Annotated in this window: 20 protein-coding genes; 11 read left to right on the top strand and 9 right to left on the bottom strand. The window is 33.2% G+C overall.

The features are described 5' to 3' along the window. Window positions 1–34: 34 nt before the first annotated feature. Complete coding sequence (gene pstB / locus VLC96_RS08200) at window positions 35–793, top strand: phosphate ABC transporter ATP-binding protein PstB (RefSeq protein WP_325262014.1); 759 nt, start codon at window positions 35–37, stop codon at window positions 791–793. Window positions 794–880: 87 nt separating this feature from the next. After that, window positions 881–1,555, top strand: a complete 675-nt coding sequence (gene phoU, locus VLC96_RS08195; protein ID WP_325262012.1) for a phosphate signaling complex protein PhoU — start codon at window positions 881–883, stop codon at window positions 1,553–1,555. A gap of 128 nt (window positions 1,556–1,683) precedes the next feature. Here the strand turns inward: phoU and VLC96_RS08190 are convergent, their stop codons facing one another. The 5 genes from VLC96_RS08190 to VLC96_RS08170 form a co-directional block, all read right to left on the bottom strand. Next, window positions 1,684–2,745, bottom strand: a complete 1,062-nt coding sequence (locus VLC96_RS08190; protein ID WP_325262010.1) for a glycosyltransferase family protein — start codon at window positions 2,743–2,745, stop codon at window positions 1,684–1,686. 188 nt (window positions 2,746–2,933) lie between these two features. Continuing rightward, the gene (locus VLC96_RS08185; RefSeq protein WP_325262008.1) at window positions 2,934–3,458 is read right to left on the bottom strand and encodes a hypothetical protein; all 525 of its coding nucleotides are present in this window, start codon (window positions 3,456–3,458) and stop codon (window positions 2,934–2,936) included. Between the two features lie 65 nt (window positions 3,459–3,523). Beyond that, complete coding sequence (locus VLC96_RS08180; RefSeq protein ID WP_325262007.1) at window positions 3,524–6,958, bottom strand: DUF8818 domain-containing protein; 3,435 nt, start codon at window positions 6,956–6,958, stop codon at window positions 3,524–3,526. Between the two features lie 195 nt (window positions 6,959–7,153). Then, window positions 7,154–8,410, bottom strand: a complete 1,257-nt coding sequence (locus VLC96_RS08175) for an aspartate kinase (RefSeq protein WP_325262006.1) — start codon at window positions 8,408–8,410, stop codon at window positions 7,154–7,156. Window positions 8,411–8,497: 87 nt separating this feature from the next. Then, the gene (locus VLC96_RS08170) at window positions 8,498–8,980 is read right to left on the bottom strand and encodes a GNAT family N-acetyltransferase (RefSeq protein WP_325262005.1); all 483 of its coding nucleotides are present in this window, start codon (window positions 8,978–8,980) and stop codon (window positions 8,498–8,500) included. A gap of 171 nt (window positions 8,981–9,151) precedes the next feature. Between VLC96_RS08170 and fbp the strand changes: the two genes are divergently transcribed. After that, window positions 9,152–10,171 carry a class 1 fructose-bisphosphatase gene (fbp, locus tag VLC96_RS08165; protein WP_325262004.1) on the top strand — a complete coding sequence of 340 codons (1,020 nt, stop codon included), beginning with the start codon at window positions 9,152–9,154 and terminating at the stop codon, window positions 10,169–10,171. Between the two features lie 63 nt (window positions 10,172–10,234). Here fbp and VLC96_RS08160 read toward each other — a convergent pair whose 3' ends face one another. Beyond that, the gene (locus VLC96_RS08160; RefSeq protein WP_325262003.1) at window positions 10,235–10,666 is read right to left on the bottom strand and encodes a TerB family tellurite resistance protein; all 432 of its coding nucleotides are present in this window, start codon (window positions 10,664–10,666) and stop codon (window positions 10,235–10,237) included. Between the two features lie 185 nt (window positions 10,667–10,851). Here VLC96_RS08160 and VLC96_RS08155 point away from each other — a divergent pair, with 185 nt between their 5' ends. Genes VLC96_RS08155 through VLC96_RS08140 form a run of 4 tightly spaced genes read left to right on the top strand, consistent with a single transcriptional unit; the run spans window position 10,852 to window position 13,870 of the window. Then, window positions 10,852–11,442 (top strand): HupE/UreJ family protein, encoded by a 591-nt coding sequence (locus tag VLC96_RS08155; RefSeq protein ID WP_325262002.1) that lies wholly within the window; start codon window positions 10,852–10,854, stop codon window positions 11,440–11,442. Between the two features lie 10 nt (window positions 11,443–11,452). Then, a complete protein-coding gene (locus VLC96_RS08150) occupies window positions 11,453–11,884 on the top strand; it encodes a deoxycytidylate deaminase (protein WP_325262000.1) in 432 nt (143 codons plus the stop codon). 48 nt (window positions 11,885–11,932) lie between these two features. Beyond that, window positions 11,933–13,516 (top strand): S41 family peptidase, encoded by a 1,584-nt coding sequence (locus VLC96_RS08145; protein WP_325261999.1) that lies wholly within the window; start codon window positions 11,933–11,935, stop codon window positions 13,514–13,516. Between the two features lie 42 nt (window positions 13,517–13,558). Continuing rightward, the gene (locus VLC96_RS08140; protein ID WP_325261998.1) at window positions 13,559–13,870 is read left to right on the top strand and encodes a hypothetical protein; all 312 of its coding nucleotides are present in this window, start codon (window positions 13,559–13,561) and stop codon (window positions 13,868–13,870) included. Between the two features lies 1 nt (window position 13,871). On the opposite strand, the gene VLC96_RS08135 is transcribed toward VLC96_RS08140, so the two are convergent. The 3 genes from VLC96_RS08135 to VLC96_RS08125 form a co-directional block, all read right to left on the bottom strand. Next, a complete protein-coding gene (locus VLC96_RS08135) occupies window positions 13,872–14,477 on the bottom strand; it encodes an FAD-dependent oxidoreductase (protein ID WP_325261996.1) in 606 nt (201 codons plus the stop codon). A gap of 2 nt (window positions 14,478–14,479) precedes the next feature. Beyond that, window positions 14,480–14,683, bottom strand: a complete 204-nt coding sequence (locus VLC96_RS08130; RefSeq protein ID WP_325261995.1) for a hypothetical protein — start codon at window positions 14,681–14,683, stop codon at window positions 14,480–14,482. A 122-nt stretch (window positions 14,684–14,805) separates the two neighbouring features. Beyond that, the gene (locus VLC96_RS08125; protein ID WP_414655566.1) at window positions 14,806–15,381 is read right to left on the bottom strand and encodes a MarC family protein; all 576 of its coding nucleotides are present in this window, start codon (window positions 15,379–15,381) and stop codon (window positions 14,806–14,808) included. Between the two features lie 204 nt (window positions 15,382–15,585). Between VLC96_RS08125 and VLC96_RS08120 the strand changes: the two genes are divergently transcribed. The 4 genes from VLC96_RS08120 to VLC96_RS08105 all read left to right on the top strand — a co-directional run. Then, window positions 15,586–16,398 carry a DUF4412 domain-containing protein gene (locus VLC96_RS08120; RefSeq protein WP_325261993.1) on the top strand — a complete coding sequence of 271 codons (813 nt, stop codon included), beginning with the start codon at window positions 15,586–15,588 and terminating at the stop codon, window positions 16,396–16,398. 93 nt (window positions 16,399–16,491) lie between these two features. Further along, entirely contained in the window at window positions 16,492–17,064 is a 573-nt protein-coding gene (locus tag VLC96_RS08115; RefSeq protein WP_325261992.1) for a DUF3109 family protein, read from the top strand. 259 nt (window positions 17,065–17,323) lie between these two features. Beyond that, window positions 17,324–18,301, top strand: a complete 978-nt coding sequence (locus VLC96_RS08110; RefSeq protein ID WP_325261990.1) for a ribonucleotide-diphosphate reductase subunit beta — start codon at window positions 17,324–17,326, stop codon at window positions 18,299–18,301. 279 nt (window positions 18,302–18,580) lie between these two features. Beyond that, window positions 18,581–20,034: ribonucleoside-diphosphate reductase subunit alpha (locus VLC96_RS08105; RefSeq protein ID WP_325261988.1), on the top strand; the 1,454-nt coding region annotated here is incomplete at its 3' end.

Here is a 20,034-nt window from a genome sequence, read left to right as displayed (position 1 = left end):
TCACTAAAAACCAAACCATACTTAACCAAAAAGAATGAAAGAAATAAAAATAAAAGTAAACGACTTATCGTTGCATTACGGTGAAAAAAAAGCGTTGAATGAAATCACAATGGATATTCCAGCCAATAAAGTGACTGCTTTGATTGGGCCTTCGGGTTGTGGTAAATCGACTTTTTTGAGGTGTATCAATAGAATGAATGATTTGATTCCGAATGTTTCTATAACAGGAAATATGTTGGTTGAAGGTATTGATATTTACGACAAAAATGTCGATGTAGTTAATATTAGAAAAAAAATTGGAATGGTTTTTCAAAAATCGAATCCTTTTCCAAAATCCATTTATGAAAATATCGCGTATGGTCCCAGAATTAATGGTATCAACGATAAATCACGATTAGATGAAATTGTAGAAAAGTCGTTGCGTCAAGCGGCTATTTGGGATGAACTTAAAGACCGTTTGGATGATTCTGCTCTTGGACTTTCGGGAGGGCAGCAACAGCGTTTGTGTATTGGCAGAACTTTGGCGGTGAACCCAGATATTATTTTGATGGATGAACCTGCGAGTGCTTTAGATCCAATTTCTACTTCCAAAATTGAAGAGTTAATACATCAATTAAAAGAGCAATATACTATCATTATTGTTACTCACAATATGCAACAAGCAGCAAGAACAAGTGATCATACTGCTTTCTTTTATATGGGAAGTTTAATAGAAATGGGAAAAACAAATGCCATTTTTACTAATCCTTCGCAAAAACAAACTGAGGATTATATTACAGGAAGATTTGGATAATTGTTTAATCGTATAGATGTTTATCGTTGAATTGCTTTTTGTTGATTCGACTTTAAATTTTTAAACTTTAAACTTTAAACTTTAAATATGAGAACACATTTCGAAATAGAATTAGATAAATTAAAAGGAGTTATTGAAAAAATTGGGTCATTGGCTGAAGGCCAGGTTATTGAGGCTGTAAAAATACTTTTGCAGGAGCCAGAAGCCTTAGAGCCTAAAATCATTAAAAAAACCGAAAATAAGATTGATAAATTAGATGTCAAAATTGATGAAATTTGTCAACGTATTTTTGCATTAGAACAGCCTGTTGCTTCCGATTTGCGTTTTATTATGTCGGCAATGCAAATTAGCAATGAGATTGAGAGAATAGGCGATTTATCAATCAGCATTGTAAAAAAAGCTAAAAATATTAAAGAAAAGCACGATTTGATTCTAAAGTTTAATATCGCTGATATTTCTAAATTGGTTGAATTGATCACAGTAAAAACTAACAATTGTTTTGTAACTCGCGAAGGAAGTACAATTGGGGAAATACTGATTTTGAATAAAGACATTCGAAACAAATGTGAAGATGCTATTCATGATATTATCAATGAGATGAAAGTCAACTCCAAAGCGGTAGTTTCCGGTACAAATTTGGTAATTGTCTTAAAACATTTGGAACGCATATCTGAACATTGTACCAATATTGCGGAATATGTTTATTTCATGGTCAATGCCAAAATTATCAAACACGATAAGTTGGATGATATTTTGCCATGAGAATAGAAGTCAAATTCTATATTTCCCCAAAAACATTTAGCTAATTTGGAATAAGGACTAAAGCCTTATTGGAGACCCTTCCTTCATCAGGATGACAATTTTGGAAATTTTTTTTATAGAAATTATTTTTAAAAAATCTTAAACAATTCTTCCCAATTCACTGCGTTGTCTAATAGAGGTAGTCCGTTATATTGCTCAATTTTCGAAATATCTTCAATTTTAAATTTATTCTGATGTGTAAATGGCACAAGACCTTCTTCCTGTAGTTTTTCGGCGAGATAAATCTGTTCGTATTGTCCGGGAGTTGGGATAAAAAAAGCTTTTTTATTCAATTTGACCAAATCCATAATTGTGGTATAGCCAGATCTGCAAAGCACTTTTTCGCTTTCGTTAAAAGTATGTTCCAGTTGGCGGGTTTTCATGAAATTATAATAAGTTACATTTCCTATCTGTTCCTTTTTTTGCACCGTCTCGATGACTCCTTTTATAAAAATAACTTTGCCGTCATAGCGTTTTATTTCTTCTGAAAGATGCTTTTCAAGTAATCCACGTTGAGGTTCTGGACCAGATAAAATAATCATCAGGTTGTACTTTATAGGCAACGCCATTTTGCGCATCCGGCTCAGAGGGCCTAAATAGCTAACGGGCATCGAAATTTTTTCTATGTGTCCTAATTTTCCACTGAGATTTAGTTTTGAGTTTACATCAGGAATCCAGCAGGCAGTGTATTTTTTTATAATATGCTGATGTATTTTACTGGTAAGCCAGGTTGTGTTTCCAGTCATCACATTCAATTGATGGGTGATGAAAACAGATGGTATTTTTTTATGAAAAACACCCAATCGATTATCAGAAATGATTCCGCCGATATCGTATTTTTTGACCCATTTTTTCACCATTTTTTTTTCTTCTTTTATGGCTTCGATCATTCGGGGCAAGTTTTTAATTAGTTTCCATTTAAAGTTCTTGCCATTTTTAGCATATTCGATATGATAGGAAGGTAATTCAAGGGTTTTTAAATAAGGGAATTCTTTGCGGAGTAATTCAAGAGCAATCCCATCAGAAGCAATTATGGGCGTGAAATTATTTTCCTGTAATGCTTTAATAATTGGAATGCAGCGGGTAGCATGACCAAGTCCCCAATTTAATGGAGCTACTAAAATGGTCTTGTTTTCAGAGTTCAAATTCATGTGCTTCTTACTATATATTTGTAAGGCTAAAGATACTTGAAGGGGTATTTTTGAATGTTTGCAATGTATTACTAAAAGATTATTTAATTAGAAAAATAAGGACTTTTCGAAGTTTTTCATTTTTCAAAAGTATGTAAATAAAAAAAGCTCACCAATATCGATGAGCCTTTAATGTATTGAAATCAATTTTATTTTTTTATATAAGTTTTATTTCCGTTTGAATTAATGTAGTATTGACCACCTTGAGGACCGGTATATAATTTTTTTCCGTTATAGGTTCCAGTTACTTTATCTGCAGTTTTCACAGCTTCTTTTTTGGCTTTGTCTGCGCTTTTTTCAACCGCTTTATCAGCTTTGGCTACGGCTTTTTTGGAATCTTTCGCTACGTTATCGGCACCTTTTTTAGTTTCTTTAGCAGCTTTGTCTACTGTAGCTTTGGATTCTTTGGCTACGTTATTGGCACCTTTTTTAGTTTCCTTAGCAGCTTTGTCTACTGTAGCTTTGGAATCTTTGGCTGCTTTATTTACATCTTTTTTAGTTTCTTTAGCAGCTTTGTCTACGGTTGTTTTTGATTCTTTGGCTGCTTTATCAGCTGTTTTTTTGGTATTTTTCGTTGTTTTTTCAACAGTTGATTCTTCTTTACTTTTGGTGGTTTGGGCGTAAAAAGTATTCGAAACAATAAAGAAGAAACTTAAGAACAATAATTTTTTCATAGCTGTTAAATTTTAAATTAGTTTTAAATTTACTGATTTTTTTTTAAAATTATAATGCTAAATTGCTAAAAATAAGCTCTTAATTCTACGCTTCCAGTATGAATAGCATCGCTGGTTTCGCTTTTTCGACCTTGATAAATAAAATTCAAATCCAAAAACTTTGTAAGGTTTACTTGAAACAAAGTTCTCCAGGTAATATTTTGTCCTTTTTGCAGTCCTTCAAGCATTTGGTAACCTGCTGAGGAATATTCATCACCAACGAAATCATTATGGTATAATGAAATTTCACTATTAACATTGAATTTGGATGTACCAGTGTAAATAAAAGCGGTTCCAAAACGGTTTTGTTTTAAAACATCCAAACTTCCAATTTGGTTTTCTTTGTTCAAATATTCATAAAACAGGTCCAAAGTCACATTCTTGGAAAACAGATAACTAATTTTCGGGAACAACTGATACCCTTCAATAATATAATTTTTTTCGGCAAATGTCTGTGATTCTGTGGTGTTTTGAATGGTTTTTGCCAGTAAATCAAAAAGCCAGCTTTTCTGAAATAAGTGTTGGTATTCCAGTTGATGAAAACTATTATTGTTTTTGGAGGTACCTATTGATAATAAGTTCTGTGTTTGGTTCTTCGTAAAAGTATAAGTGACCGAATGATTCCTTTTTCCTCGATTATAAAACAAACTATTACTAAAAGTTTTGATAAGCCCTAAAACATCTTCATTAGGCGATTGAAAAGGATTTAGTTCCAAATTGCCACCATCATTTTTGACCTTTCGATCCATAATAAACGAAGTTTGCATGTAAAAATAGGAGAGTAGCTTTTTAAATGATTGATTGTTTTGCCAAATGATTGGGTTGATAATAAAGGATTGCGAGAATCGGTTTTGATTGGTTTTGATATAAAATTGATTTGGTAAAAATATTCGGGTATAAGTCGCCAAATCTGAAAAAGGGGCAATTTCAAATTCTTCTAAATCTTTTATTCCATTTCCATTGTAATCATTCCAGGTGTACTTTCCTTGTCCAGCAGGAACTTCAACATAAGTATAATCCTGAAATGGCATTGTTCCCGAATTGGTTTCGTAGCGGGTATTGCTTTGAACTAATTTGTTAAAAAATTGATCATTATAGGTGATTCTTGAGTTGAGAGATGGTGTGTCTTTCAAGTTTGGATCGGTATAATTCAATTGTCTGTAATTGACAAATATCGAAATATCCCGGGTTTCTGTCTGTAATAATTTGGATTGAAAATTATAACTATTCGAGGTGTTGACTCTTTGCAACAATCCGTTTTGAACACTGTCATTTATTCTTCTTGCATAACCCAATTGAACATATACTTTGGTGCTATCGCCATGACCAGCAAATATTCCGAATTCCGAAAAGCGTTGGCTCAGTAGAGAAAATTGCTGAGTAATTTTGTTTTTTTCCTGATTATCTTCAAAATGAATGGTGCTTCCAACCCAATTTGTTTTATGGTTGTAACGTATTTGCGAAAGGTTTCTCAAAAAAGTGGTTTTATTTTCTAAATCGTCACTTTTTAAATAACTGCCATTATTTCTAAAGCTCCAGTTTTTGCGTTCAAAATTGGCGTTGAGATTGTTTTTTACACCCGAATACGTATTAGAAAGATTTAGTTTTTCAAAAGTATAAGTAACATTGGCTACAGTTGATGAATCTTTTTTTGGTGCTAAACTAAAATTAAAACCCGTTCCCAATAAACTCTGATCACCAGTTGCATTTAAAGAATTAACATTCCAATCGCGGTAAAATTCTATGTTATTAATTCGTTCTACAGGTTTAAAGTTGGCTTGTACTGCCTGAAAATTGGCGAATGCATCGATATTCCATTTGTTGGAATACAATCGTTGCTTTGCGTTGATTTCGCCGGATAATCCTCGGTTGTTATTATCGTCAATCGAAGAAAATAAATTTTGGTCACTATTGCTCACGGCCAATTCAAAACCTACAGCGGTTTTCTCGGAAGGATTGTATTTTCCAAAAAAAGTAGCTACTTGCGATTTTATCGGTGCCATCAATTGAACGATTGGTTCGTAACTACCCTGCGGAATTCCGTTGATTGGTGCAACATATTCAAATATTCTGTCGACACTTGTGGGATTCGTCAAAATATAATTCCCTCTATTTTGGCCGACCAAAGTAAACTGAACATTGTACAATTCGTCATTTGAATCTGTGGAATATTCATAAAAGGTAATCGCGTCTACTATAGTTTTTTTATACTGAATCTTTTTCTCATCGTAGTCTGCAACAACTGCCGACGGTGCTACCATAAAATTGGTATTGTCTCCAGCTTCTGCCAAAATTTGGGCTTGTTCTGTTGAAAGATTTTGCTGTACGGGTTGGTTTTTTAGATCATTTTCTGAATATAATGCCGCGCCAATGCTCCATTTTTTTTCTGTAAAAGTACCTCCGTCATACGTTATAAATCGGGAATAATTGTTCTCGGAATATTGATATTCGACGACAATCCTCATTTCTGAATTGATCGGAAATTGAGGAGTAAAAATGATTTCTCCCGAATTATAATCAATGATGTAGTCGTTCTCCTGACCTCTTTTTAACAAAACACCATTGACATAGACCCTCTCAGAACCGATAATTACCAAAACATATAGTTCTCCATTTTTTCCAACCAATTTATATGGACCTTGATTTCCTTCCTGACCTTTGAAATTACTGCTGGCATAATTTCCTGTGACAAGTCCGCCCGAAGCAAAAACGGTAGTTTTGTGATCTTCGTTTCCAAAATTGACAGTTGCCAATAATCCCTGTATTTTTTTATTGAAAGTTAGAAAATGAGTGTAGTCGTTACCAATAAATACATCGCCGGCGCGAATATTCCAGCTATCGGTAAAAAGTTCCATGAATATGTTGTCATATTGGTTAAGTCGCTGTGAATAACTGCCCTCCTGAACCGGAATATTAGTGTCTTGAATCGATGCGCGGATGCTGAGTTTATCGGATATTTTTCCTGTGATTTTAAAGTCAAGTTTTGAATTCACTACAGCGTCCTGATTGTTCCCAACAGTAACACTGCGCGAAAGACTTCCCACAGCAACAAGTCCGTCAAAGGGTATGTTTTTGGGAATTGTTGGGTTATCGATTCGATATAAATTTTGGTTGGTAGCATCATTATCAATAATCTTGCTACTGTCGTAAATGGTATATTCTTTGGTTAAAAAATCAGGTAATTTTTGATATTGAACCGTTAAAGAATCGGTTGAAATAAGATTTTGATTTTTGAATAAAATAATGCCTTTAGGGAAATTTACTTCGTATAAAGTGCTATCAATGACTTGGTTTTTAGCATCTAAAATTTTGAAAAAACTCGGATTGATACTCACTGATTCCAAATGAATTGTATCTGTCGTAAAAGCTATTTTTTTGGCACTAAAAGCCGATTCTGTCTCTTGTGCCTGAAGCCCAGAAAAATACAAAACGACAATCCAAAATAATACTTTTTTCAGCATAACCAATACAACTCCAAAATGCCAAAAATAGTGTTTATTAATTTATGATTTACGAAATACGATTTACGAAATATAATTTCCTTCAGGTCAATAAGAATCTTTTAGGAAACTCACTTTTGGATATTAATCATAAAAAAAATGGAAGCCAATTTCTCAGCTTCCATTTTCTTATTATCTAATTTTCTAATTAAAAAATTAATTCTCTTTAGTCACAATTTGCATCGTTTCTCTACTCACTTGTTTCAACAAAACTGTTTTATTGTCTTCTACCGTTTGAGCAGCTTGTTCGCTAAAATGTCTGATGGTGTATAAAGTTACATCTTCGGTAAAATCAACTTTGAATTTTTTAGAAAGAATGGCATTTAGATCATTAAAGTTGCCAAATTTATCTTCTACACAAACTGAGAAACTAATCGCTGAATTCTGGATTAAGTTTACTTTCAGTTTGAATTGATGAAACAAACCAAAGATTTCGCTGATGTTTTCTTCCATGATGAAAGAAAAATCTATTGAAGATAAGGAAACCAATAATTGGTTTCTTTTTACGATGAAACATGGTAAATATGGTTCAAGATCAACTCCTTTGGAAACTGCAGTCCCTTTTAACAATGGGTTGATAAAAGATTTTACATACAATGGAATTTCTTTTTTCTGTAATGGTTGCAATGTTTTTGGGTGAATTACAGAGGCTCCGTAAAATGCCAATTCTATAGCTTCACGATACGAGATTTGATTCAATAAACTTGCGTTTTCAAAATATCTAGGATCAGCATTCATTACACCTGGAACATCTTTCCAGATCGTTACACTTTCGGCATTAAGGCAATACGCAAAAATTGCAGCAGTATAATCAGAACCTTCACGACCTAAAGTTGTAGTAAAGTTATTTTCGTCAGAACCTAAAAATCCTTGGGTGATGTTAAGGATTTTGCGTTTTACATTATTAGCAATATTTTTTTGAGTCAAATCCCAATCAACTTCGGCGTCGCGGTAAGTAGAATCTGTTTTTACAAAGTTTCTAACGTCCAACCATTGTGTTTGGATTCCTTTGAAAGCCATAAATTGACTCAAAATTGTAGTCGAAATCAATTCTCCGTAGCTTACGATTTGATCGTAAACAAAGTTGTAATTTGGCGATTTGTTATGTGCTAAGAAATATTCTAAATCAGCAAATTGATTATTTACAGCTGTAAAAACTTCATTTTTTTCATCTTCAAATAAATCCAATAAGATTTGATTGTGGTATTTTTTTACTTCTTGTACCGATGAATTTAATTGTGGTGATTTGTCAAAATAATTTTTGATAACATCTTCAAGAGCATTAGTTGTTTTTCCCATTGCCGAAACAATCACCAACACATCTTCATAACCCACTTGTTGTAAAACGTCATAAACGTTTTTGATTCCGGCTGCATCTTTCACAGAAGCACCTCCAAATTTGAATACTCTCATAATTTTTAATTCGAATTTTTTAATTCCAAATATTTTTATTTACCATCCTACTAATCAAATTGTAGGCCAGATTTTATATTTTGGATTTTAATTTTTTAATTTATTTGCTATAAAATAGTTGATTCCTTCTTCGTCCATTTGAGCCACACGCCATTCGTCAAAAACTTTGGCACCGGAATTTTCATAAAAATCAATTGCCGTTGTGTTCCAGTCAAGAACAGACCATTCGATTCTCCTTACTTTATCTTTTTGAGCCTGTTTAATAACTTCAGAATATAATGCGTAACCTAGTCCTGTACCTCGCATACTTTCTTTTACCACTAAATCTTCCAAGTGGATTGTCTTTCCTTTCCAAGTTGAATAACGGTAGTAGTATAAAGCTATACCAACGATTTCATTTTCTTTTTCGGCAACAAAAACATAAAATAATGGGTTGTCGCCAAACCCGTCCCGAATAAGATCTTCCTCTGTAATTAAGACAGCATCGGGTTCTTTTTCAAATGCAGCAAGTTCTTGAATTAATTCCAAAACACCTGCCATGTCTTCTTTTTGTCCTTTGCGTATTTTCATCAATTTGTAAATTAAACTACAATTCCATTAAAAAAAAGGTCAATTATGAACCAGTAATTATGGAATAGTGAACAAATATACAATAGTGGTAAAATATCTTTAGTAAATTCTTTTCATTATCACAAAAAAGGCGATATTTGTGACTTCAAACTAACTACAACGATTTCGTAAATGGAAGAAAGAAACAAAACTTTAGGAGAATTCATCATTGAAAAACAAGCTGATTTTCAGTATTCATCGGGTGAATTATCCAGAATTATCAATTCAATCAGATTGGCTGCCAAAGTAGTCAGCTACAAAGTAAACAAAGCAGGATTAGTAGATATTGTTGGAGCCGCCGGAGAGCAAAACATTCAGGGAGAAGACCAACAAAAATTAGATGTATATGCTAATGAGACTTTTATCCAAACATTAATCAATCGTGAAATTGTTTGCGGAATCGCTTCGGAAGAAAATGATGATTTTATTACCGTTGAAGGAAGTGACAGCAGCCATAATAATAAATATGTGATTTTGATGGATCCATTAGATGGATCTTCAAATATTGATGTAAATGTTTCAGTAGGGACTATTTTCTCGGTGTATAGAAGAATTACTCCGATCGGAACTCCAGTAACATTAGAAGACTTTTTACAACCAGGAGTTAATCAGGTTGCAGCGGGTTATGTGATCTACGGAACATCTACTATGCTTGTTTATACTACAGGTCACGGAGTAAACGGATTTACGCTAAATCCAGCGATTGGTACTTTTTATCTTTCACATCCAAACATGAAATTTTCTGAAGATGGAAATATTTACTCGATCAACGAAGGGAATTATGTTCATTTCCCACAAGGTGTAAAAGATTATATCAAATATTGTCAGCTTGAAGAAGAAGATCGTCCGTACACTTCCAGATATATCGGAAGTTTGGTTTCGGATATTCATAGAAATATGATCAAAGGTGGAATTTACATTTATCCAACAAGTTCAAAGGCCAAAAAAGGGAAGCTGCGTTTGTTGTACGAATGCAATCCGATGGCTTTTATTGTAGAGCAAGCGGGAGGAAAAGCATCAGATGGTTTTGATCGAATATTGGAAATCCAACCAACAGAATTGCACGAAAGAGTTCCTTTCTTTTGCGGTAGCTTAAACATGGTAAAAAAAGCCGAAGAATTTATGCTTAAAGCAAAATTAAGTAAGTATTAAACCAACAAACAAAACCAAAGAATAAACCACTCACAAAAACAGCTCTCGAAATGGGAGCTGTTTTTATTTATGCATGTTTTTCATTTCGTCCAAAAAGGTTTCCTCGTCGACTTGTAAATCCACTAATTTTAGTGCTTTGTCAACTATATAATTTACATTTCCAGGCGTAAAACCTAAGGCCAATGCAAATTTAACAAGTAGGTGTTCTTGTAAATCTCCCAATTGATGGTCACGATGTACAAGTCTGGCGAGCTTATAGAGTGCTTCAAGTCTTTCTGTATATAAGTACGGTGCATTGATAGGATGTTTGTTGGGGTCTCTTAAAATCTCTTCGTATTCTTCTTTAGAGATTTGAAGTGTAAGTGCCAGTTTATCCAAAAAATTTTGTTCTTCTTCAGTTATGTTTCCACCGGCGTGCGCTACACGTACAATAGCTGAAAAATGACCTCTGGCTCTTTGAATGCTTTCGCTATTAAATAAATCTGAAAAAGGCATAATATCAATGTTTTAGGTTTGATATAAAGTTAATTAATTTTTAATATTAATTTTATTTTTAGTCTTTTTTTTCTTGTATTTGACTTCAAATTTCTTTTTTTGATTAATGATTTTTTAATCAAATATTCCATTTTCAAAATTAATCGTAAGTTTACGTGCCCTTATCAATCTAATATAATTTATCAATGTCAGAATTTTTAATTTACTTCCAAATCGGCTTAAAACATGTGTTAGATATACATGCTTACGATCATGTTTTGTTTTTAATTGCGTTGTCTGTCCCATTTTCGTTTAATGATTGGAAACGAATTTTACTTTTAGTTACTATCTTTACTTTAGGACATACAACAGCACTTTTTTTGTCAGTATTCGGAATTATTTCTGTTAAAGTAAATGTGGTCGAATTACTTATTCCAATCACGATTTTAATAACTGCTTTTTATAACTTATTTACAGCAGGCAAAGCCAGTAAAAATGGTGGTGTAAACTTGGTTTCGGTAATAACATTGTTCTTTGGAATAATACACGGGTTAGGTTTTTCAAATTATTTTAAAACGATATTAGGAGGAAGCAATGTTTCCAAATTATTGCCAATCACCGAATTCGCAATAGGAATTGAAGCGGCTCAAATTGCGGTTGTAATTGTAGTTTTGATTTTATCATATATTGTTCAGACTTTTTTCCGTTTTTCAAAACGGGATTGGACTTTGGTAATGTCAGCATTTATAATTGGAGTAGTTTTACCAATGATTTTAGAAAACGAAATCTGGAAATGATTAAGATTTTATGGAAAAAATTAAATTGAATAAATACGATAAAGCGTATCTTAGAATAGCAACAGAATGGGGTTTGTTATCGTATTGCAAAAGAAAACAAGTAGGCGCCATTATTGTAAAAGATCGAATGATTATTTCTGATGGTTACAACGGAACACCTTCTGGTTTTGAAAATTGTTGTGAAGACGAAAATGGTTTAACGCGTTGGGATGTCTTACATGCCGAGGCTAATGCCATATTAAAAGTAGCCAAATCAACCCAGTCTTGTGAAGGAGCGACATTATATATCACACTTTCACCTTGTAAAGAATGTAGTAAACTAATTCATCAATCTGGAATAAAAAGGGTAGTGTATCACAACGGCTATCGTGACGATTCTGGAATTCAATTTTTGATAAAAGCTGGTATAGAAGTGGAACATATTCCCGTTTTAGAAGACTAATTAAAAAATACAATAAAGATTAGCGATTAAAATCAATAGTGTCTACAGATGAAATTTGATAATAAATATTTACCTATACTTATTGGAGGGATTTTTGCCCTCGGGATTTTTATTGGTAGTTTCTCTGGTGCGCCATCTTCCAAATCTTTTATTGCAAAACAAAATACTAAAGAAAAACTCAACAAATTAATTGATTTCATCGAAAATGAATATGTAGATGATGTCAATACAGATTCTATTGTGAGTTTAACAGTCAATAATATCTTGGCAAAATTAGATCCTCATTCGATATATATTCCACCGAGTCAGCAGGCCGAAATTGCCGAGACGATGAAAGGCGATTTTGTTGGAATCGGAATTAATTTTTACATGTTCAAGGACTCGTTAGCGGTTATAACTCCTTTAAAAAATGGACCTTCGGCCAAAGCTGGAATTAAGGCAGGTGACCGTATTTTGTTTGCAAATAAAACTAAATTATTTGGGCGAAAATTGCCCAATGATAGTTTGTTCGCCACATTAAAAGGTGAAGTTGGTTCTCGAATAGATTTAACGGTTTATCGAAAATCGGAACACAAAAAAATCAAGATTTCTGTAAAACGTGATGTTATTCCGCTGAAAAGTGTTGATGTAGCTTTATTATTAAATGCAACTACTGGATATATTAAAATCAATCGTTTTGCTGGAACCACTTATGCTGAATTTCAAACGGCTTTAGCTAGTTTAAAAAAACAAGGCGTAAAATCACTAGTGGTTGATGTTCGTGATAATGGAGGCGGATATATGGAAGAAGCCATCGCTATTGCCGATGAATTTTTGAAAGACAAAACATTGATTGTTTTTACTAAAAGTTCTAAAGAGCCAACAGAAAAAACCTATGCTACTGCAAAAGGGAGTTTTGAAAGCGGAAGAGTATTTATCCTAATTAATGAAAATAGTGCTTCGGCTAGCGAGATTTTGGCTGGGGCGATCCAAGATAACGATCGTGGTACCATTATCGGAAGACGTTCTTTTGGCAAAGGATTAGTTCAACGTGAAATGGATTTCAAAGACGGTTCAGCTGTTCGATTGACGATTGCCAGATATTATACACCAACCGGAAGATCAATTCAAAAATCTTATTCTCATGGAAATGAGGACTATTTTAAAGAATCAGATGCGCGTTTTTCGCATGGTGAATTGTATAAAAAGGATAGCATCAAAGTGGTAGATTCTTTGAAATACAAGACCAAAAAAGGAAGAATCGTTTACGGAGGTGGCGGAATTGTTCCTGATGTATTCGTGCCCTTAGAAGCGGAACATGGGACTCAAAACGTGTCGTATTTGCTGCAATCTGGAATTGTAGGACACTTTGTTTTTGAACAATTAGACAAAAATAGAAATGCTTTTGCAAAATTGACCTTTGGAGAATTTCAAACTAAAATCAATGCTACAGATTTGTATTTTAATGTTTTTCAGAAGTATCTTTCTCAAAATGGATTAGATATTGATTTAAGTAATTATAAAACTTTGGTAAAGAGATATATAAATGCCGAATTTGGTCGACAATTGTATGGCGATAAGTATTATTACGAAATGATCTTGAAAGACGATGCTATGATAAAAGCAGTTTTCAAACAAGAAAAACAACAATAAGAAATGGATTTGAATGTGGCGTTGTAATTTAGAAAAGCGAATATGAAAAATACAGTTCAATTTTTGTTAGCAGTTATGCTTTTGGCTTTTGCAGTTTCTTGTGCCATTATGAAAGACAAAAATGCAATTTCTGGGAAAGTAGTAGCTATTGAGTTTGGAAAAGACGGATATACTGCAAAAGTTAACACTAATAAAAATGAAATTTATTTTGCTTTGATTAGTATCGTAAATGTCGGCGGTCCCCAAAATTATAAACTGCTCAAAGAAGGTGAAGAAGTTTCGTTAAGAGGAGAAATTTGGAAAACAGACACCGAAAACCACATGAAAGTAAAAGAAATTATTTCGATAAAATAATCTATCTTATACTATCGTGAGAATGAGTTTGAATGCCGTCATTCCACAAGGTCAGTAAATCTGTAGCAACAGCAGCGCCACTTCCGGCAGCAATCGCCAATTGACTTCTCCATCCAGCCAGTGTTCCTATTACATAAATACCATCGGTTACTTTATGGTCTATGTTTTTAAGTTGGATTCTTTTTTTTTCGGGTAAAGCTTTTTTGTGGGGCTCTACATACTGCATCAAACCTTCGATTGCAAAAGTATTGGCAGAGCCAATTCCAATTACAATGTTTTGAGTTTTGTATGAATTTTTGTTGGTGACAATAGTGAATTCTGGATATTGTCCTTCGATTTTTAAAACTTTTTCGTTAGGGATTTGAGTGATATGAGGATAAGTGTTGGATAAATTCTCAATACTTTCGACTAATAAATCCGAACCTAATTTTCCTGGAGGAATTCCATAAGCATTGTTGAAAAGAGCTTCTTGTAATGAAGAAGTCTTTTGATGCGTAAAGATTCCAATTTTCTTATTAGTAACAAACGCTTTGTTTTTGGCAGAGCCCAATACCATTGCACAGGAAATCCCTGAAACTCCTCCGCCTATAATTAATACGTCAAACACAACTACGCGTTATCGTTTATTTTTTCAACAATTTTTTTAGATATTCTAAAAATTAATAAAATTAAGACAGCGCAAAATGAAGCAACTACTCCAACAATCGCTATAACGCTATCTCCTTTGAATGGGTTGTGAAAATCGATTAACGTAATATTAAAAATAAGAAGTGCAACTGCTAAAAGTACTAAGATGTTAGTAAAAATTTTCATAGGTTAGTTTTTTGTTTTTACTGGTAATTTTTTAATCATACATTTGTTTTAAAACATGGTTAAACATGAACTAATTATTACAATAGTAAAATATTAAGGGGGTAAATTTATAATTTTTTTTTTTAGAGAAACAAACCTTTAACATTAGCGGCAAATAATTTAACAGCAATTGCTAACAGTACTACTCCAAAAGTCTTACGAATCACACCAAGTCCGTTTTTACCTAGCATTTTTTCGATTTTCCCTGATGACTTCAAAACAATATAAACCAGGATAATGTTTAAAATAATGGCAATAACAATATTGATGGTATGATATTGTGAACGAAGCGATAATAAAGTGGTCATCGTTCCTGCACCAGCAATCAGTGGAAAAGCCAACGGTACTATAGAAGCCGAACTTGCTTCTTCATCGCGATAAAGATGAATTCCTAAAATCATTTCTAAAGCCAAAAAAAACAAGACAAATGAGCCGGCGACTGCAAATGAATGGACATCGATTCCAATTAAACTTAAAAATTCTTCTCCTATAAATAAAAAAAGAATCATAATTAATCCTGCTACCAATGACGCTTTTTCTGATTCGATATGTCCATGTTTGGCTCTCAATCCTACTATAATCGGAATAGATCCTACGATATCAATTACAGCAAAAAGAACCATTCCCACAGTTATTACTTCCTTTAAATTAAAATCCATCATATTTTATTTATTTTTAATGAATAATTACTGTGTCATTTGTGCTTTCAAAAGTACATTTTTTTTCAATAGTTAAAGCACACACTATCTTTCAGTCCATTCATCATAATTCGCATCTCCCATCTTCCTTAAATCTAAAGTTAAATTATGTAACTAATTGAAAATCAATTATTAATTTTGATTTTAATTTTAAAACTTTATACCATGGAAAAAAAATATCTTGTTACAGTATTCTTGGTTCTATTGTTTTCATTCGATAGTACACAAGCTCAAATTTGGAAACAAATTCAAAATGCTGCTGAAAAAAAAGCCTTAGATAAAAGCTTAAAAAAAGTTGGAAACCAAATCGGCGATCCCGACGAACAAAAGAAGCCTGTTGACGTTACGATGGCAAGTTATGGTATGAATAAAGTGGATGCGTCGGCTGTACCAAATTCATACACATTTAGTTGGAAATACGTTATGGAAATTAAATCTGATGAAGGAAAAGCTATGAATGCTGATTATTTATTGGAGCCAGATGTGTCATATTTCGGATTCAATATGGCGCAGGGGCAAGGACAAAATATGTTGATGATTATGGATGTCAAAAACAAAATTACGGTGACCTGTTTTGGAAATGGTAAAGAGAAAATGGCTTCGGCTTCCAAATTACCTGATTATGCTGAAATGGCTAAAAAGAATGGAGAACAGTCAAAGTTTACTTTTAAAACATTGCCGAATAAAACATTTTTGGGTTACAACTGCAAAGGTGTACAGGCGACAAATGCTGAATACGACATTGTTTTTTATTTTACGAATGAAGCTAAAGTAAGTTTTGGGGAACTATATAGAAGTCAAAAAAACAATAAATTGCCGGATGTTATCGCTAATTATTTTAAACCCGGAGAAAAAGCATTAATGATGGATATGACAATGAAGGATCTAAAAAACAAAGGCAAAATAACTACTATGAAATGCATTAGCTTGGAAAAAAGTGCTTATGTATTCAATAAATCGGATTACAAGTTTATGTAAGTAAAATTGTTGCAATGTGTTAATTTGTCTTAATTGATAGTTTAAGTTCAATAGCTCGTTTTTATTTCTTGAATCTTTGGTTACCTTTGCAAAATGTTTCAACTAGGAAAAACCATCGTATCGGAGGATATACTCCAAAAGGAATTTGTTTGTAATTTATCAGCATGCAATGGGGCTTGTTGCGTCGATGGCGATGCAGGTGCTCCATTGAGTATCGATGAAACAAAAATACTGGAAGAGATATATCCAAAAGTAAAACCTTTTTTAAGAAAACAAGGAATTGAAGCTATCGAAGCGCAAGGAACTTGGGTAAAAGGCACCGATGGAGATCTTGAAACTCCTTTAATAGACAATAAAGATTGTGCCTACGTAATATTCGATGGGAAGACTGCTCTTTGTGGAATCGAACAAGCCTACAATCAGGGAATAATTGACTGGAAAAAACCTGTTTCTTGTCATTTGTATCCAATTCGAGTAAAAGATTTCACCGAGTTTGCAGCTGTTAATTATGACAAATGGGACATTTGCGATGCAGCTTGCTCTTTAGGAAAAGAACTCGAAGTTCCTGTCTATAAATTTGTCAAAGAAGCGCTCATTCGTCGCTTTGGTGAAGACTGGTATATGGAGCTCGAAAAAGTAGCCGATGACCTAAAAAAAGGTTTGTAAACTTAGTTTTAAAATTCTTCCTTTTTCTTTTCGATTTTCTTGGTTTTATAAGGGTTTACGCTATTTTGTAGTTTTTAATAAACTGATAATCAGTTGTTTATAATTAAATTAAAAGATAGTCTTTTTCTTTCTTTGTTAAAAACTAAGACCTTTTGTGAATAAGTTTGACTTTTAATAACCGCATTATTTCACAATCTTTGTAATTCGTTTTTTCGCAACAATTTTTATTAAAATAAATCAAAAAAAACATCATAATCCCATGTCTAAAATAGAACCAATTTTACAGGAAAACAAAAATCGTTTCGTTATTTTTCCAATCAAACATCATGATATTTGGGAACAATACAAAACGATGGAAGCTAGTTTTTGGACTGCTGAAGAAATTGATTTGTCTCAGGACTTAAATGATTGGAATAATAAGTTAAATGATGACGAACGTTATTTTATAAAACACATCTTGGCTTTTTTTGCAGCTTCGGATGGAATTGTTAATGAAAATTTGGCCGAAAATTTTGTAAACGAAGTTCAATATCCTGAAGCGAAGTTTTTCTACGGTTTCCAAATTATGATGGAAAATATTCATAGCGAAACCTACTCCCTTCTGATTGATACTTATGTAAAAGACGAAAACGAAAAATCGGAATTATTTAATGCATTAGATGTTTTTCCAGCAATCAGAAAAAAAGCAGATTGGGCTATCAAATGGATCGAATCAGATTCTTTTGCAGAAAGGCTAATTGCTTTTGCAGCTGTAGAAGGAATTTTCTTTTCAGGTGCGTTCTGTTCTATTTATTGGTTGAAAAAACGTGGATTAATGCCAGGTTTAACATTCTCAAATGAGTTGATTTCCCGCGATGAAGGTGTTCACTGTGATTTTGCTGTACACTTACACAATCATCATTTGGTTAATAAAGTTCCGAAAGAAAGAATTAGAAGTATTATTGTTAATGCTTTGGATATCGAAAGAGAATTTATTACCGAATCGCTTCCTGTAAGTTTGATCGGAATGAATGCTACTTTAATGACTCAATATCTTGAATTCGTAGCCGACAGGTTATTGGTAGAATTGGGTTGTGAAAGAGAATACAATGTTGCTAATCCATTTGATTTTATGGATATGATTTCACTTCAAGGTAAAACTAATTTCTTTGAGAAAAAAGTTGCCGAATATCAAAAATCAGGAGTTAAAGTTTCCGAAGGTGACTCCCAAAAAATTAGTTTCGACGCTGATTTTTAAAATATAATTCTGATATTTTCAAATGCATTTAAGTATTTGACAGAATTCAAAAATAAATAGAAGAACAATTATAATTAAGTAGTTTTTATTCCCCAAATCTAAAAACTAAGTTAATTCAACCCCGTTTTCGGGACTAATGACGGCGTTTTGTTTCATTTCATTTATGAAATGAAACAAAACACCGAAGTGAGTTATGGATTGACCCTGAGTAAAAAATGACATATGGATTCCTGCTATTCATAAGTCACATTTCATTCATTTAATAAATTTGATAAAAGTATGTACGTAGTAAAAAGAGATGGCCACAAAGAGCCTGTAATGTTTGACAAGATTACAGAGAGAATTAAAAAGTTGTGTTATGGCTTGAACGAATTGGTAGATCCAGTTAAAGTAGCTATGCGGGTTATTGAAGGTCTATATGATGGTGTTTCGACCTCTGAACTGGATAATCTTGCTGCTGAAACAGCTGCATCTATGACAATTGCTCACCCGGATTATGCTCAGTTGGCAGCTCGTATTGCGATATCAAATTTACATTCGAACACCAAAAAATCATTCTCGGAAACGATGAATGAAATGTATCATTATATCAATCCAAGAACCAATCTTGAGGCTCCTTTATTGGCTCCTGAGGTTCATAAAGTGATTATGGATAATGCTGAGTTTTTGGATTCCCATATCATTTACAACAGAGATTTTAACTACGATTACTTTGGTTTTAAAACATTAGAGCGTTCGTATTTATTAAAAATAAATGGCAAAATCGTAGAGCGTCCACAGCATATGTTGATGCGTGTTGCAGTTGGAATTCACTTAGACGATTTGAAATCGGTTATGGAAACATACGATTTAATGTCTAAAAAATATTTTACGCATGCAACGCCAACTTTGTTCAACGCTGGAACACCAAAACCTCAGATGTCTTCTTGCTTTCTTTTGGCAATGCAGGATGATAGTATTGATGGAATTTATGATACTTTAAAACAAACTGCAAAAATTTCGCAATCAGCAGGTGGAGTAGGACTTTCTATCCACAACATTCGTGCAACAGGTTCTTATATTCGTGGTACAAATGGTACTTCAAACGGAATTGTTCCAATGTTAAGAGTGTTCAACGATACAGCTCGTTATGTTGACCAAGGTGGAGGAAAAAGAAAAGGAAGTTTCGCAATTTACATCGAAACTTGGCATGCTGATATCTTCGAATTCTTGGATTTGAAAAAGAATACTGGTAAAGAAGAAATGCGTGCCAGAGATTTATTCTTTGCAATGTGGACTTCGGATTTGTTCATGAAACGTGTTCAGGAAGATTCTACTTGGACTTTAATGTGTCCAAACGAATGTCCAGGTTTGTATGATGTGTATGGAGAAGAATTTGAGGCTTTATACACCGATTATGAATTTAGAGGAAAAGGTAGAAAAACGATCAAAGCCCGTGAATTATGGGAAAAAATTCTAGAATCTCAAATCGAGACTGGAACGCCATACATGTTGTATAAAGATGCAGCTAACAGAAAATCAAATCAAAAAAATCTAGGTACCATTCGTTCTTCTAACTTATGTACTGAGATATTAGAATATACTTCAGCTGATGAGGTTGCGGTTTGTAACTTGGCTTCTATTTCTTTACCAATGTTTATAGAGAATGGCACGTTCAATCACCAATTATTATACGATGTAACCAAACGTGTAACTCGTAATCTAAACAGAGTAATCGACAGAAATTATTATCC

This window comes from Flavobacterium sp., from assembly GCF_035456085.1.
Taxonomy (GTDB): Bacteria; Bacteroidota; Bacteroidia; order Flavobacteriales; family Flavobacteriaceae; genus Flavobacterium.
The sequence above is the reverse complement of the archived record's forward strand: the minus strand, read 5'-3'. Positions and strand labels throughout refer to the sequence as shown.